Source organism: Streptomyces durocortorensis (assembly GCF_016901035.1).
GTDB lineage: Bacteria > Actinomycetota > Actinomycetes > Streptomycetales > Streptomycetaceae > Streptomyces > Streptomyces durocortorensis.
Genome location: NZ_JAFEUF010000120.1, coordinates 5,937 through 21,494, shown reverse-complemented (window position 1 = coordinate 21,494; position 15,558 = coordinate 5,937). Strand labels below are relative to the sequence as shown.

11 protein-coding genes are annotated in these 15,558 nt (G+C 73.9%); 9 read left to right on the top strand and 2 right to left on the bottom strand.

What is annotated here, in order from left to right:
* The first annotated feature begins 96 nt into the window (after positions 1-96).
* The 6 genes from JS521_RS21545 to sucD all read left to right on the top strand — a co-directional run bounded on the left by JS521_RS21545 (position 97) and on the right by sucD (position 8,779).
* Entirely contained in the window at positions 97-2,472 is a 2,376-nt protein-coding gene (locus JS521_RS21545; RefSeq protein WP_205084586.1) for a DUF5682 family protein, read from the top strand.
* Positions 2,469-3,755, top strand: coding sequence for a VWA domain-containing protein (locus JS521_RS21540; protein ID WP_239487614.1), 1,287 nt, complete (start codon positions 2,469-2,471; stop codon positions 3,753-3,755). The genes JS521_RS21545 and JS521_RS21540 overlap by 4 nt, the downstream gene beginning before the upstream one ends.
* 121 nt (positions 3,756-3,876) lie before the next feature.
* Complete coding sequence (locus JS521_RS21535; RefSeq protein WP_205084583.1) at positions 3,877-5,031, top strand: hypothetical protein; 1,155 nt, start codon at positions 3,877-3,879, stop codon at positions 5,029-5,031.
* Between the two features lie 106 nt (positions 5,032-5,137).
* Positions 5,138-6,241 carry a hypothetical protein gene (locus JS521_RS21530; RefSeq protein ID WP_205084582.1) on the top strand — a complete coding sequence of 368 codons (1,104 nt, stop codon included), beginning with the start codon at positions 5,138-5,140 and terminating at the stop codon, positions 6,239-6,241.
* A gap of 450 nt (positions 6,242-6,691) precedes the next feature.
* Entirely contained in the window at positions 6,692-7,873 is a 1,182-nt protein-coding gene (gene sucC, locus JS521_RS21525; protein ID WP_010058658.1) for an ADP-forming succinate--CoA ligase subunit beta, read from the top strand.
* Between the two features lie 21 nt (positions 7,874-7,894).
* A complete protein-coding gene (gene sucD / locus JS521_RS21520; protein WP_030798718.1) occupies positions 7,895-8,779 on the top strand; it encodes a succinate--CoA ligase subunit alpha in 885 nt (294 codons plus the stop codon).
* Between the two features lie 97 nt (positions 8,780-8,876).
* Here the strand turns inward: sucD and JS521_RS21515 are convergent, their stop codons facing one another.
* Positions 8,877-10,142, bottom strand: a complete 1,266-nt coding sequence (locus tag JS521_RS21515; protein WP_205084581.1) for a helix-turn-helix domain-containing protein — start codon at positions 10,140-10,142, stop codon at positions 8,877-8,879.
* A gap of 126 nt (positions 10,143-10,268) precedes the next feature.
* Here JS521_RS21515 and JS521_RS21510 point away from each other — a divergent pair, with 126 nt between their 5' ends.
* Positions 10,269-12,077: a cell division protein PerM gene (locus tag JS521_RS21510; RefSeq protein ID WP_205084584.1), complete on the top strand. Its 1,809-nt coding sequence runs from the start codon at positions 10,269-10,271 to the stop codon at positions 12,075-12,077.
* Here the strand turns inward: JS521_RS21510 and JS521_RS21505 are convergent.
* Complete coding sequence (locus JS521_RS21505) at positions 12,067-12,984, bottom strand: hypothetical protein (RefSeq protein WP_205084580.1); 918 nt, start codon at positions 12,982-12,984, stop codon at positions 12,067-12,069. The genes JS521_RS21510 and JS521_RS21505 overlap by 11 nt on opposite strands.
* Positions 12,985-13,245: 261 nt before the next feature.
* On the opposite strand from JS521_RS21505, the gene purN reads away from it, so the two are divergent.
* Both purN and purH read left to right on the top strand, forming a co-directional pair.
* Positions 13,246-13,902 (top strand): phosphoribosylglycinamide formyltransferase, encoded by a 657-nt coding sequence (gene purN, locus JS521_RS21500; protein WP_205084579.1) that lies wholly within the window; start codon positions 13,246-13,248, stop codon positions 13,900-13,902.
* Positions 13,889-15,442, top strand: a complete 1,554-nt coding sequence (purH, locus tag JS521_RS21495) for a bifunctional phosphoribosylaminoimidazolecarboxamide formyltransferase/IMP cyclohydrolase (RefSeq protein ID WP_205084578.1) — start codon at positions 13,889-13,891, stop codon at positions 15,440-15,442. Before purN ends, purH begins: the two co-directional genes overlap by 14 nt.
* Positions 15,443-15,558 lie beyond the last annotated feature (116 nt).

The window sequence follows — 15,558 nt, the reverse complement described above, 5'->3', positions numbered from 1 at the left end:
CCGGCGCCGGCTTTACCTGCCCCCCCCCAACACACCCCCGGGGGGGGCGGCGGCGGGGGGGGGCGGGGGGGCCCCCCCCCCCCGGGGCCCGGGCTCCTGGGGGGGCGCCACCACGGCCCGGGGGGGGCGGGGGGGGCCCGCCCCGCGCGGGGGGCGCCCCCCCCCGCCGCCGTCCTCATCGAGGGGCCGCCGGAGGGCGACGCGCTGCTGCCCCTGGCCGCCGACCCGCAGATGCGTCCGCCCGTCGCGCTGCTCGCGCACGCCGTGGACGACCCGGGGAGGGCCTCCTTCTGGCCGATGGCCGCGTTCTCGCCCGAGTGGGTGGCCATCCGCTGGGCCCTCGACCACGACGTCCCGGTCCGCTTCATCGACCTGCCCGCCGCCCACTCCCTCGCGCTCAAGGAACCCGCGCCGGGCCCGGAGGGCGGCGACGCGCCGGGGGAGCGGACCGGGGAAGCCGAGGAGGCCGGGGAAACCGAGAAAGCCGGGAAAGCCGAGAAGGCCGGGGAAGCCGGGGAAGAGGTCACGCCGGTCGTCGATCCGATCCGGGTGCTCGCCGGGACCGCCGGGTACGACGACCCGGAACGCTGGTGGGAGGACGTCGTCGAACACCGTTCACCGGGCGCTGCGGGAGAGGCGGGCGGTGCGGGCGCGCTCGCGCCGTTCGTCGCGCTGGCGGAGGCCATGGGCGCGCTCCGCGAGGCGTACGGCGACGGCGGGCAGCCCCGGGACGCGGTGCGCGAGGCGTACATGCGGATCCAGCTGCGTACCGCGCGCAAGGAGTTCGGGGACGCCGTCGCCGTCGTCTGCGGCGCCTGGCACGTCCCCGCTCTCGCCGCGCGCACCACCCTCGCCGCCGACCGCGCCCTGCTCAAGGGCCTCCCGAAGGTCAAGGCCGACCTGACCTGGGTGCCCTGGACCCACCGCCGGCTCGCCCGGCACAGCGGATACGGGGCCGGGATCGACTCGCCCGGCTGGTACGGGCACCTCTTCGACACGGCCGACCGGCCGATCGAGCGGTGGATGACCAAGGTCGCCGGGCTGCTGCGCGCGGAGGACCGGCCCGTCTCCACCGCCCATGTCATCGAGGCCGTCCGGCTCGCCGAGACCCTCGCCGCCCTCCGGGGCCGACCGCTGGCCGGCCTGGGCGAGACGACCGACGCCGTGCGGGCCGTCATGTGCGAGGGGTCCGACGTCCCGCTCGCCCTCGTCCGGGACCGGCTGATCGTCGGCGAGAGCCTCGGCGAAGTGCCGGACGCCGCCCCGGCCGTCCCGCTGCAACGGGACCTGACCCGAAGCCAGCGCACCCTCCGGCTCAAGCCGGAGGCGTCGGGACGCGAGCTGGACCTCGATCTGCGCAAGGAGACCGACGCCGCCCGCAGCCGCCTGTTGCACCGGCTGCGCCTCCTCGACGTCGGCTGGGGCGACCCGGTCGCGGGGCGCGGCAGCACCGGAACCTTCCGGGAGAGCTGGCGGCTGAGCTGGGAACCGGAGCTGTACGTCCGGGTAGCGGAGGCCGGCATGTGGGGCACCACCGTCCTCACCGCCGCCACCGCGAAGGCCGAGGCGGGGGCCGTGGCGGCGACGGCACTGGCCGACGTCACGGCACTCGCCGAGCACTGCCTCCTGGCCGAACTGCCCGACGCGCTGCCCGTCGTGATGAAGGCCCTCGCCGACCGGGCCGCACTCGACGCGGACGTCGGCCACCTCGCGGACGCGCTGCCCGCCCTGGCCCGCTCCCTGCGGTACGGAGACGTGCGCGCCACGGACACGGCGGCGCTCGCGGAGGTCGCCGCCGGGCTCGCCGAGCGGATCTGCGTCGGCCTGCCGTCCGCCTGCACCGGCCTCGACACGGACGGCGCCGAGACGCTGCGCGGTCGCGTAGAGGCCGTACACGCGGCGATCGGCCTGCTGGCCGCAGGGGCGGAACCGGACACAGGGCTGCGCACACGCTGGGACGCCGCCCTGCACAAGCTGGCGGCCCGGGACACGGTCGCCGGGGTCATCAGGGGCCGGGCCACCCGGCTGCTCCTGGACGACGGACGGCTCGCGGAGGACGAGGCGGCTCGGCTGATGGGCCTGGCGCTCTCGCCTGGCACCCCGCCCGCCGACGCCGCCGCCTGGATCGAGGGGTTCGTCGGCGGTGCGTCGGGCGGCGGCATGCTGCTGGTCCACGACGAACGGCTGCTCGGCCTCGTCGACGCCTGGCTGACCGGTGTCCCCGCCGACCAGTTCACCGATGTGCTGCCGCTGCTGCGCCGCACGTTCTCCGCGTACGAACCGGGCGTGCGGCGCACGCTCGGCGAGCTGGTCCGGCGCGGGCCCGCCCCCGAGGGCGTCCGCCGGGTCGACGCCGGCCGGGCGCCCGGAGGCTTCGGACCCGGGCTCGACCGGGCCAGGGCCGACGCGGTGGAGCCGGTGCTGCGCCTGCTCCTCGGCCGCCCGCCCGAGCCCGCGGAGGCGGCCGTATGACGACGACGAGGACGGACCCGATGGAGACCACGAGAACGGACCCGCTGGAGACCACGAGAACGGACCCGTCGGAGGCGACAGCACAGCCGCCCGACGCCGAACGGCTGCGGCGCTGGCGGTTGGTGCTCGGCGCGGACGGCGCCGACAGCACCGGGTACGCCCTCACCGGCCAGGACGCGGCGATGGACGGTGCGTTGAACGCGCTGTACGGCGGCGACGCGGGAAAGCAGCCCGGCGGCCGGGGCTCCGCCGGCCGTTCGGCGGGGCTCGGGGCGTCCGCGCCCTCCGTCGCCCGCTGGCTCGGCGACATCCGGACCTACTTCCCCAGCTCCGTCGTCCAGGTCATGCAGCGCGACGCGATCGACCGGCTCGGCCTGGAGACCCTGCTCCTGGAGCCGGAGATGCTGGAGGCGGTCGAGCCGGACGTCCACCTCGTCGGCACCCTGCTCTCCCTCGGCAAGGCGATGCCCGAGACGACGAAGGAGACCGCCCGCGCCGTCGTCCGCAAGGTCGTCGAAGATCTGGAGAAACGGCTGGAGAGCCGCACCAGAGCCACCCTGACCGGGGCCCTGGACCGCGCGGCGCGGATCAGCCGGCCGCGCCACCGGGACATCGACTGGAACCGGACCATCCGGGCCAACCTCAAGAACTACCTCCCCGTCCCGGGAGGTAGTGGAGACAGAGGGGAGGGGAGGGGCACGATCGTTCCCGAGCGCCTCATCGGCTACGGGCGCGCCTCCCGGTCCGCCGAGAAGGACATCGTCCTGTGCGTCGACCAGTCGGGCTCGATGGCCGCATCCGTCGTCCACGCCTCCGTCTTCGGAGCGGTGCTCGCCTCCATGCGCACCCTCTCGACCCGGCTCGTCGTCTTCGACACGGCGGTCGTCGACCTCACGGACCAGCTCGACGACCCGGTCGACGCCCTCTTCGGCACCCAGCTCGGCGGCGGCACCGACATCAACCGGGCGCTCGCCTACTGCCAGTCGAGGATCACCCGCCCCGCGGACACCGTCGTCGTCCTCATCAGCGACCTCTACGAGGGCGGCATACGCGACGAGATGCTCAAGCGGGTCGCCGCGATGAAGGCCTCCGGCGTGCAGTTCGTGACGCTGCTCGCACTCTCCGACGAGGGGGCACCCGCGTACGACCACGACCACGCGGCGGCGCTCGGAGCGCTGGGCGCACCCGCGTTCGCCTGTACGCCGGATCTCTTCCCGGACGTCATGGCGGCCGCGATCGAGAAGAGGCCACTGCCCATACCGGACAAGGACGCCCAACCCTAGCCAGGGACTTGCGTGACCCCCACGGGCTCGTGCAAGCATCGACCCGTCGTTCGCGGAGGGGCGCATTCCGCCGCCCCCGCCTCCGCGTCTCCGTCCGCCCGCGTACCAGGAGCCACCCGAGGTGACCGCAACCGCCGCTGCCCGCGCAGCTGCCGACCCGCGCCCGACGCGGGCACCGGCGGGGCGTCGCGCGGTGCAGGTGGCGCTGTTCCTCGGCGGGTTGCTGGCCCTCGGCCTCCTCACGGGCGGCCGCGCGGAGGCGCAGGAGCGCCCGGACCCGGGCCCGCTCACCGCCTCCGTGGTGGACGCCGTCTCGAAGGAGGCGGCTCCGGATGCCGCCTCCCGCACGGAAGTCGAGCCTGCCGCTCAGCGGGTCGTCGAGCCGACCGCCGAGCCGGTGGCCGCGCAGGCAGTCGAGGCGGCGGTCGAGCCGATCACCGACTCGGGCGACCGGGCGGCAGGGGAACGAGTCGCGCAGCAGCAGGCCGCGCGGCCGAGCGAGCAGAAGGCCACCGCCGAACCTCCGGGGAAATCGGCCACGGACCCCACCGACACCGCCGACCCCACCAACGTCCCGGACCCCACCAACGTCCCGGATCCCACCGACATCGCTGAACCCAGCGGCCTCACCGACCCCGGCGGCTTCGCCGACCCCACCGCGCCCGCCGAAGCCCTTGCCGCGGTGCCCGCGCCTGAGGTTGCAGCCGCACCCGCTCGCCTGGGCGACGCCGTGGTCGGGGGAGCGGGTGACGCCGTCGACCGGATCGCCGGTGAGGTGCGGCCCCTGGTGCCGTCCCTGCCGGGGCTCCCTCCGCTCCTCTCCGTGCTGCCCGTGCCCGTCGGCGCACCGGACGCACCGGGTGCTCCGTCAGCGCCCTTGCCGGACACCGGCCGTGGCGCCGGAGGCGGCACCGCGACACCGGGCGACGCCGGGGCGGACGCCTCGGCCGAGCGCACGGGCGGCCGCGACCGTAGCAGCGGGGCCGCGTCGAGCCTCGCCCCGGCCGGTCCGGACAGCTCCGGCACGCCGGACGCCGGGCCCGCACAGAGTGCTGCGCCCGCGCCGACGCCCACGCAGGACCGCGCACCGTTCGGCCCGTGCGGCGACCTCGTGCGTACGGCGGTGGCCGATGCCCAGGGGCCGCGCGGCGGCGACCTGCACGCGACCCCGGCCCCGGGCGGTCCGTACACCGCGCTCGTCCGGGGAGCCGGCCTCCCGGCGACCGTAGCCCCGATACCCGACAGATCCGGCGAGATCCTCGAATTCCCCGGCTAGGGCAGGCCGTTCCCCCGCCTCGACCTGCCGCGCGGGGGCGGAACAGGTCTGCCCGCGTCCGGACTTCTCCGGACTGCCGAACATCTTCGAAGGATCTGACACACCCATGCACAAGAACATGCGCCGATCCATAGCCGTAGCCGCCACCGCCACCGGTATGTGGGCGCTCGGCACCGCCGCGGCGAGCGCGGCCGAACTGCCCGTCTCCGTACCGCTCTCCACCCCGGACCTGGCGGCCGAGGCCTCCGACGCGACGGAGGCCGTCGAGGGCGTCAAGGACGCGACGGCCGTCAAGGACGTCACCGACGCCAAGGTCGTCAAGGACGTGAAGGACGTCACCGACACCAAGGCCGCCGACCGCATCGACCGCATAGGCGGTGTCGACGGCATCGACGGCGTCAAGGACACGCTGACGGAGGCCGGGAGCAAGGCCACCGGTGCGGCCGACGTACGGGACAGCCTCCCGTCACAGGTGCGCGCGCCGCAGACTCCGGAGATCCCGGAGACCCCCGAGGCCCCGTCGCTCGGCGACGTACAGCAGCTGCCCGGAGCCGGCCGGTTCCCCGACGCTCAGTTCCCCGACGTGCAGGTTCCGGCGGCGCCGGTCGACGAGATCGACTACCTCTTCGGGCCGATCGAGCAGATCCCCGGCTACGCGCAGAACCAGGCGCCGGCCGCCGTCCAGGGCGCACTGGCCGAGGCCGGGCCCGTGGTCGGGCAGACGTCCGACTCCGTGCTGCCGCCGCTCGCCGCGGGCGCGGTCGACGCCGCGCTCCCGGTCGTCGGACAGGCGGTCGGCGACGTCGGCACGCTCGCGCAGGGCGTCGTCGGTGAGGTCGCGCCGTTCGCCCAGGGCGTCGTCGGCGACGCCGCCGCACCCTTCGTGCAGGGCGTCACGACCGAGGTCCAGCCGCTGGCGGCCGGTGTCACCGGCGCGGCCGTGCCGTTCGCCGGGGGCGTCGCCTCCGAGGTGCAGCCGCTCGCGGAAGGACTGACCGGGGACGCGGTCGCACCGTTCGCCCAGGGGGTCACCACCCGGGTGCAGCCGCTGGCCGAGGGCGTCGGCGCGCAGGCCCGCCCGTTCGCGGGCGGCCTGACGGACACGGTCCGCGAGGACGCCCGTCCTGCTGTCGGTCACGCGGGCGCGGGCGTCCAGGGCCTCACCTCGGTCACCCCGTCCTTCGTGACGGACGCGGTGCCGACGCGGTAGAGCGCGAGGGCGCCGTAAGCACGAGCGGCGTAAGCGCGAGCGGCGTAAACACGCGAGCGCCGTATGCACGAGCGGCGTAAACACGCGAGCGCCGTAAGCACGAGCGGCGTAGACACGCGAGCGGCGTAAGCGGCGCGAGCGATTCGCCGTGGCGGAGCATCCGGCCCAAGGGGGCCCGGGCCGGGTGCTCCGGCTGCAGAACAGCCCTCTCCGGCTCCCGGCGAGCCCCGTCCGGGAGCCGGAGAGGGCCACCCTCTGTGACCGTTATCACCGCTCAGGTGTGATCTGCGATTTAGGGCCACGCGGAGCGCGGGGATAACCTGCCGGATGGACATGCCGCGTACGCGGACACCGTGTATGCCTCCCTAGTGACAGCGCAGTCACGTTGCCCTTCGCGGCACGCCCACGCAGAAGAACGAACCGCGAGACCACTAAAAGGGACGGACGCGCGTGGACCTGTTCGAGTACCAGGCGAGGGACCTCTTCGCCAAGCACGGTGTACCGGTGCTGGCCGGTGAAGTGATCGACACGCCTGAGGCAGCCCGCGAGGCGACCGAGAAGCTGGGCGGCAAGTCTGTCGTCAAGGCGCAGGTGAAGGTCGGCGGCCGCGGCAAGGCCGGCGGCGTCAAGCTGGCCGGCGACGCCGACGAGGCCGTCGCCCGGGCGACCGACATTCTCGGTATGGACATCAAGGGCCACACGGTCCACAAGGTGATGATCGCCGAGCTGTCCCCGGAGATCGAGGCGGAGTACTACGTCTCGTACCTCCTCGACCGCACCAACCGCACCTTCCTGGCCATGGCCTCGGTGCAGGGCGGCATGGACATCGAGGAGGTCGCGGAGAAGACCCCCGAGGCCCTCGCGAAGGTCCCGGTCGACTCCAACTCCGGCGTGGACATCGTCAAGGCCCGCGAGATCGTGGCCCAGGCGAAGTTCCCGGCCGACGTGGCCGAGGGTGTCGCCGAGGCCCTGGTGACCCTGTGGGAGACCTTCGTCGCCGAGGACGCGCTCCTCGTCGAGGTCAACCCGCTGGTGAAGACCAAGGACGGCCGGATCCTGGCGCTGGACGGCAAGGTCTCGCTCGACGAGAACGCCGACTTCCGCCAGCCGGAGCACGAGGCTCTGGAGGACAAGGACGCAGCCAACCCGCTCGAGGCTGCCGCCAAGGCCAAGAACCTCAACTACGTCAAGCTGGACGGCGAGGTCGGCATCATCGGCAACGGCGCCGGCCTGGTCATGTCGACCCTGGACGTCGTCGCGTACGCCGGTGAGAACCACGGCAACGTGAAGCCCGCCAACTTCCTCGACATCGGTGGCGGCGCCTCCGCCGAGGTCATGGCGAACGGCCTGGAGATCATCCTCGGCGACCCGGACGTCAAGTCCGTCTTCGTCAACGTCTTCGGTGGCATCACCGCCTGCGACGAGGTCGCCAACGGCATCGTGCAGGCGCTCGCGCTCCTGGAGTCCAAGGGCGAGAAGGTCGAGAAGCCGCTGGTCGTGCGTCTCGACGGCAACAACGCGGAGCTGGGTCGCAAGATCCTCTCCGACGCCAACCACCCGCTCGTGCAGCGCGTGGACACCATGGACGGCGCGGCCGACAAGGCCGCCGAGCTCGCCGCGGCTGCGAAGTAAGGGACGAGGGACTCCAACACCATGGCTATCTTCCTCACCAAGGACAGCAAGGTCATCGTCCAGGGGATGACCGGCGCCACGGGCATGAAGCACACCAAGCTCATGCTCGGTGACGGCACCAACATCGTCGGTGGCGTCAACCCGCGCAAGGCCGGTACGTCCGTCGACTTCGACGGCACCGAGGTACCGGTCTTCGGTTCCGTCGCCGAGGCGATGGAGAAGACCGGCGCGAACGTGTCCGTCCTCTTCGTGCCGCCGGCCTTCTCGAAGGCCGCCGTCGTCGAGGCGATCGACGCCGAGATCCCGCTCGCGGTCGTCATCACCGAGGGCATCGCCGTTCACGACTCGGCCGCCTTCTGGGCGTACGCCAACGAGAAGGGCAACAAGACCCGGATCATCGGCCCGAACTGCCCCGGTCTCATCACCCCGGGCCAGTCCAACGCCGGCATCATCCCGGGCGACATCACCAAGCCCGGCCGCATCGGTCTCGTGTCCAAGTCCGGCACGCTGACCTACCAGATGATGTACGAGCTCCGTGACATCGGCTTCTCCTCCGCCGTCGGCATCGGTGGCGACCCGGTCATCGGCACGACGCACATCGACGCCCTCGCGGCGTTCGAGGCCGACCCCGACACCGACCTCATCGTGATGATCGGCGAGATCGGCGGCGACGCCGAGGAGCGTGCCGCCGACTTCATCAAGGCGAACGTCACCAAGCCGGTCGTCGGCTACGTCGCGGGCTTCACCGCCCCCGAGGGCAAGACCATGGGCCACGCCGGTGCCATCGTCTCCGGCTCCTCGGGCACCGCCCAGGCGAAGAAGGAGGCCCTTGAGGCCGCCGGCGTGAAGGTCGGCAAGACGCCGACCGAGACCGCCAAGCTGGCGCGCGAGATCCTCGGCGCCTGACACAGGCCCCAGGGACACGCGTAACGGCGCGGGCCCGCACCCCTGATCGAAAAGGGGTGCGGGCCCGCGCCGTTCGCGTACGTACCGGCCGTCCGGCTCACTCCAGCTGCGGAACCAGCCGTTCCGGGCCGTGCGCCAGCTGCTCGCTCAGCGACTTCTGGAGCTTCAGGTCCTGTGCGGTGAGCTTCTGCGGACCACCGCGCGGCGGTACGCCCCCGACCCGTTCGGCGGGGGAGATCGGCGGCTCGTAGTGGGTGGGCGCGGTGTGCAGGGTCAGCCCGGTGACGGCGATGAGCAGCGCGACGCCCGCGACGGCCGCCCGGGTCCACAGCCTGGCCTTGTTCTCGCTGCCGGTGCGCACGGCACGGGCCGACCGCGGTACGGGTACGTGCTCGGCGCGGGCGAGGCCGCCGAGCCGGTCGTGCAGCAGGGCCGACTGCTCGGCGGGCGATGCGGCGACCGCCAGTTCGGGGAGCCGCTCGGCGACGGCGGCGCGGGCGGTCATCAGACGGCCGGCCGCCGCCGGGGTGCTGGCCTCCGTCTCCGCCGCGGTCTCCGGAAGGTCGAGGCCGACCCCGTCGTACAGGAGCAGCGTGCGCCGGTAGGCCGGGGGCAGGTCGAGCAGCGCCTCGAACAGCGCCTGCTTCCCCGGCTCCGTGGGCGGTGCGTCGGGGTGCCGGTGCGAGCGGCGCAGCCGGTGCCAGGGCGACATCGCGTACTCGTAGGCCGCCGCGCGCACCCAGCCCGCCGGATCACGGTCGACGGCCACCTCGGGCCAGCGCTGCCAGGCCAGTTGGAAGCCGTGCTCGACGGACTCGCGGGCCAGGGCGCGGCGGCCGGTCAGCAGGTAGGCCTGCCGGACCAGGCCGGGGGCGGTGCGGGCGTACAGCTCGTCGAACGCCTCGGCGGGTGAAAGACGCCCCGCGCCGGGCGCTTCCGTCTGGGCTTCGGCATGGGTCTCTGCGCCGGGCGCTCCTGCCTGGGCTTCGGCCTGAGCCCCTGCCTTCGCTGCTTCGGTCGGGGGAGCGGCCGAGGCCTGCGCCGGGGCTTCCGGGGCGGCTTCAACGACTGATTCCGGAGCCACTGGGGGTGCGGGGGGCGGCGCTGCCGGCACCGGGGGCGCCGGCGGTGCGGTCGTGGGGGGTGCCGCCGGTTCGGGGGCGAGCAGCTTCGCGTACAGCGCGCGCTTGCGGCCGCGCGGGCTCGTGCGCCCCGTCTCCCAGGAGCGCACGGTGGCGCGCGTGACGCCGACCGCCGCCGCCACCTGCTCCTCGCTCAACGATTTCGCCTCGCGCAGCCTGCGGCGCTCCTTGGGGGAGGGCAGCGGCGGCGCGGCGGCCTCGTCGGTCGTGCTCCGGGTCATGGACGACCCCCGGCAGCGCCGCACTGGGTGAAAAAGTACATAAACGTATATTGAGCGACACGGCGGCTGTTCGCGCGTTACGCGGGATAAGCGCGTGTCGTTGGCAGCATGGGCCGCGTGACCCAAATGACGCAACGCAGCCCGAAGGTGACGGTGGAACGGAACCGGACCCTCGCTCTCCTCTCCGCCCTGGTGAAGGGTGTCGTCGCCGCCGGGCTCGGCCTCGGGTCGCTGGCGGTGCTGGTCATGGTGGTGTGGATCAGCTCCCCGTACCCGGACAGCGGACCGGGCGGGGCGCTGCGCGCAGCGGCCGGGGTCTGGCTGCTCGCGCACGGCGCCGGACTCGTGCGGCCCGACACCCTGAGCGGTGTACCCGCGCCCGTGGGGATGGTGCCGCTGCTCCTCGCGCTGGGCCCGGTCTGGCTGGCACATCGGGCGGCGCGCGATGCGGCGGAGCCGGAGGAGGGGCGGACCGGGCCCTCGCGGGCGGGCGCGTTCTGCGCGGTGACCGCGGGATATCTGCTGGTCGTGGCAGGGGCGGCGGCCTATGCGCGGGGCGGCCCGCTGCGCGCGGACCCGGACACGCTGGTGTTCCCGGTCGCGCTGGTGGTGGCCGGTGCGGCGGCGGCCGGGGTGTGGACGGCGGCCGGGCGGCCGTTCGGGCCGCCGCCGTCCTGGTCGCCCCTGGCGTTTCAGGAGGCCGTCGCGCGGTCCCTCTTCCGCCGCCGGGTCGAGGCCGCGTGCCGGTCGGCGGCGGCGGGCGTGACGGTGCTGCTCGGCGGTGGTGCGCTGCTGGTCGCGGTGGCGCTCGGCCGTGACGCGGCGGCGGCTCAGGACACGTTCCTGGCGCTCGCGGGCGACTGGTCGGGCCGCATCGCCGTGCTCCTGCTGGCCGTTTCGCTCGTGCCGAACGCCGCGCTGTGGGGAGCGGCGTACGGGCTCGGGCCCGGCTTCTCGCTCGGTACGGGAGCCACCGCCACCCCGCTGGGCCTCGACGGCACCCCCGCGGTGCCCCGCTTCCCGCTGCTGGCGGCGGTGCCGGACCAGGGGCCGGGCTCCCTGCCCAACTGGGCGGCCCTCGCGGTGCCGGTGGTGGCCGCGCTGGCGGTCGCCTGGTTCACCGTACGCAGGGCCGCCCCCGCCGACGCGCCCCGTGCCCGGGCCTGGAGCCCGCGCGAGACGGTGCTGGTGACCCTGCTCGCCGCGCTCGGGTGCGGTGTGGGAACGGCCCTGCTCACGGCGGTGGCCGGCGGGCCGCTCGGCACCGGGGCGCTGAGCGCGTTCGGCCCGGTGTGGTGGCTGACCGGCCCGGCGGCGCTGGTGTGGACGGCCGTCTTCGGCGTACCGGCGGCTCTGCTGCTGCGCATGTGGCGCCTGCGTACCCCCGGTTGGGCCTGGCGCAGGGACGCCGCCGAGGCGGACGAGCCCCCGGCGGCCGAGGCCGAGGCCGAGGGAGAGGAGCCCGAGGAGGAGGGCGAAGACGAGGCAGGAGACGCCGTCGGGCGTCCGCGCCGGTGGTGGGCACCGTGGCGCGGGCGGGGCGGGGTGTCGGGCGAGTCCGGTGATGCGGGGCCGAGTGGTCCCGTATCACCGGCCTCCTCCTCCGTACCGGCCCCCGGCTCGGCGCCCGAAGCGGCCTCCGGTGCGCTGCACGGCCGGGCGGCGGAACAGGGCGACGCGGGGTTCGAGCCGTACGACTTCCTGCCGACCGACCCGTGGCACGGGAAAGACACCAGGGAGGCCCGTTGGGCCTCCCTGAAGCGGGGCTCCGGCGGACTGATGGCCGACTTCCCCGTTGGTATCGCTGGTTCTGCTGGTCCTGCTGATCGCTCTGGTCGCGCTGGCTCCGCTGATCGCGCCGGTCAGGCTGACCGCCCCGATCCCGTCCCGGAGCGCCCGGCGGCGGAGCCGGGCGGACCGGGGCCTACTCCTTGACGCCGAAGAACGGCTCCAGCGGCTTCGGAAGCTTGTCGTTGCAGGCCACCGAGGCGGACTTGGTCAGGGCGTCGTCCACGCACGTGTAGTAGTCGCGGTAGACCAGTTGCACGGTGTACGACGTCGCCACGATGAGCAGCGCCAGCAGCGCGGTCACCAGGCCGCCGACCGCCGCCGTGGTCTGCTGCCTGCTGCTGATGTTCTGCGGCGAACCGGTCGACGCGGCCGACGCGGCCGAAGCAGGAGAAGCGGCCGAGGAGGGGGAAGCGGGGGAGGCCGCGGAGCCGCCGTCCGCCGCCGTGCGGTCCGTGGTGGCGGAGGAGTTCTTCAGCGGGGTGCGGAGCGCGCTGATCGCCCAGTACGTCGAGAGCGCGCCCAGCAGCAGGGCGATCTCCGGGAAGTCGAAGAGGGCGAAGAAGAAGGCCCACATACCGCCGAGCACCGCGTAGCGGGCACGCCGCTGTGCGGGGTCGGTCGGATCCCAGCGCAGTCCGCCCGGGCGGCCGCCATCGGGGTCGCCCTTGCCTCCCGGGCCGCCGGCGCCGTTCCCGCCGGGGCGGCCGCCGAAGCCGCCGTTGCCCCGGCCGGGCTGCTTGCTGCTCCACTGGCTGCCCCAGGCCGGGCGGCTCCCGGAGGAACCGGAGCCGTTCTCGCCGGACTCGTCCGACCCCTTGGACGCGGCGGGGCGGCGCGGCTCCCACGGCTGGTCAGGCCGGTCCGCGGGCGGCGCGGCGAACGGGTTGTCCTCCTGCGGCTTCCGGTCGGAGGAGGAGTCGGAGCCGGAGCCGGAGCCCGGCGCGGATCCGGAGGAGGAGTCCGGCGAAGAGGACTGGCGTTCCCGCATCAGCGGAGCGGACCGCTCGGGCCGGGGGAAGCGGAAGGCGGTGCGACGGCGTCGGTCCGGCATGTGGTGAACGTCTTCCCCATCTCGTCATGTCCGCCCGAAGGACGGTTCGTCCGCCCGGTGGACGGCTCGCTGTCCCCTGACGCTACCTCCCGGTCACGCCCCCGTCCCGTGGGGGCCGTCGGGTGTGCCGGTATCGTTGCTGACGGTCGGCCCGTTCGTAGGGTTCCCCGTATCGGGCGAGGCGATTGATTCGTACGACCCTACAAAGAGCATGCCGCACCTGCGTCACCACGCGGTCATCACGTGAGAAAGGGCCCCGACGTGGCCTCCCCGCCCACCCCCGCATCTCCTGCCCGGCTGGTCGTGCTGGTCTCCGGATCCGGTACGAATCTTCAGGCGCTCCTCGACGCCATCGGTGGCGACCCCGAGGGGTACGGGGCGCGGATCGTCGCGGTCGGCGCGGACCGCTCCGGGACCGGTGGCGTGGAGCGTGCGGAGCAGGCCGGAATCCCCACGTTCGTGTGCAAGGTGAAGGACCACGCGAGCCGCGCCGCGTGGGACGAGGCGCTCACCGCGGCCGTCGCCGAGCACCGGCCGGACCTCGTCGTCTCCGCCGGTTTCATGAAGATCGTGGGCCCGGCGTTCCTCGCCGCCTTCGGCGGCCGGACCGTCAACACCCACCCCGCCCTGCTGCCCAGCTTCCCCGGCGCCCACGGAGTGCGTGACGCACTCGCGTACGGCGTCAAGGTCACGGGCTGCACCGTCCACTTCGTCGACGACGGTGTCGACACCGGTCCGATCATCGCGCAGGGCGTGGTCGAGGTGACCGAGGAGGACACCCCGGAGGGCGAAGCCGCCCTCCACGAACGCATCAAGGAAGTCGAGCGCACGCTGCTCGTCGAGGCCGTGGGGCGGATCGCCCGTGACGGCTGTCGCATTGAGGGACGAAAGGTTCATCTCGGTCATGTCGGTGAATAAGCCCATCCGCCGCGCCCTGGTCAGTGTCTACGACAAGACGGGGCTCGAAGACCTCGCCCGCGGTCTGCACGAGGCGGGCGTCGAACTCGTCTCCACCGGCTCGACCGCCGGGAAGATCGCCGCCGCCGGAGTGCCGGTCACCAAGGTCGAGGAGCTCACCGGCTTCCCCGAGTGCCTGGACGGCCGCGTCAAGACGCTGCACCCCCGCGTCCACGCCGGCATCCTCGCCGACCTGCGCCTCGACGCCCACCGCGAGCAGCTCGCCGAGCTGGGCGTCGAGCCCTTCGACCTGGTCGTGGTGAACCTCTACCCGTTCAAGGCGACCGTCGCCTCGGGCGCCTCCGACGACGAGTGCGTCGAGCAGATCGACATCGGCGGCCCCTCGATGGTCCGCGCCGCCGCCAAGAACCACCCCTCCGTGGCCGTCGTCACGAGCCCCGAGCGGTACGCGGACGTCCTCGCCGCCGTCAAGGACGGCGGCTTCGACCTGACCGCCCGCAAGCGGCTGGCCGCCGAGGCGTTCCAGCACACCGCCGCGTACGACGTGGCCGTCGCCTCCTGGTTCGCGGACGACTACGCGGCCGCCGACGACTCGGGCCTGCCCGAGTTCCTCGGTGACACGTACACGCGCAAGAACGTCCTGCGCTACGGCGAGAACCCGCACCAGCCCGCCGCGCTCTACACCTCCGGCGACGGCGGTCTCGCCGAGGCCGAGCAGCTGCACGGCAAGGAGATGTCCTACAACAACTACACGGACACCGACGCAGCCCGCCGCGCCGCCTACGACCACGCCGAGCCCTGCGTCGCGATCATCAAGCACGCCAACCCGTGCGGCATCGCCATCGCCGACGACGTCGCGGCCGCGCACCGCAACGCGCACGCCTGCGACCCGCTCTCCGCGTTCGGCGGCGTCATCGCCGTCAACCGCCCGGTGACCGTCGAGCTGGCCGAGCAGGTCGCGGAGATCTTCACCGAGGTCATCGTCGCCCCGGCCTACGAGGACGGCGCCGTCGAGGTGCTGGCCCGCAAGAAGAACATCCGCGTCCTCCGCGCCCCCGAGGCCCCGTCCGCCACGACCGAGGTCAAGCCGATCGACGGCGGCGCGCTGCTCCAGGTCACCGACCGCCTCCAGGCCGAGGGCGACGACCCGGCCAACTGGACGCTCGCCACGGGCGACGCGCTCTCGGAGGCGGAGCTGAAGGAGCTGGCCTTCGCCTGGAAGGCCTCCCGCGCGGTCAAGTCCAACGCGATCCTCCTCGCCAAGGACGGCGCGTCGGTCGGCGTCGGCATGGGCCAGGTCAACCGGGTCGACTCCGCCAAGCTCGCCGTCGAGCGAGCGGGCGAGGAGCGGGCCGCCGGCTCGTACGCCGCGTCGGACGCGTTCTTCCCGTTCCCGGACGGCCTGGAGATCCTCACGGCCGCCGGGATCAAGGCCGTCGTCCAGCCCGGCGGATCCGTCCGCGACGAGCTGGTGATCGAGGCCGCGAAGAAGGCGGGCGTGACCATGTACTTCACCGGCACGCGCCACTTCTTCCACTGATCGCCGAGGCATCCGACGGGGGGGGGGGGGCCCCCCCCCCCGGGGGGGGGGGGCCCCCCCGCGGGGGGGGGGGTTAAAGAGCGAGGGGGGGGATTTAATAAAACGCGGGACCGAGA

Coding starts and splice junctions, on each gene's coding strand:
- JS521_RS21505 (WP_205084580.1), bottom strand. CDS start 12,984: ATGCCGGACCGACGCCGTCGCACCGCCTTCCGCTTCCCCCGGCCCGAG.
- JS521_RS21515 (WP_205084581.1), bottom strand. CDS start 10,142: ATGACCCGGAGCACGACCGACGAGGCCGCCGCGCCGCCGCTGCCCTCC.
- JS521_RS21540 (WP_239487614.1), top strand. CDS start 2,469: ATGACGACGACGAGGACGGACCCGATGGAGACCACGAGAACGGACCCG.
- JS521_RS21530 (WP_205084582.1), top strand. CDS start 5,138: ATGCACAAGAACATGCGCCGATCCATAGCCGTAGCCGCCACCGCCACC.
- JS521_RS21510 (WP_205084584.1), top strand. CDS start 10,269: ATGACGCAACGCAGCCCGAAGGTGACGGTGGAACGGAACCGGACCCTC.
- sucD (WP_030798718.1), top strand. CDS start 7,895: ATGGCTATCTTCCTCACCAAGGACAGCAAGGTCATCGTCCAGGGGATG.
- purH (WP_205084578.1), top strand. CDS start 13,889: ATGTCGGTGAATAAGCCCATCCGCCGCGCCCTGGTCAGTGTCTACGAC.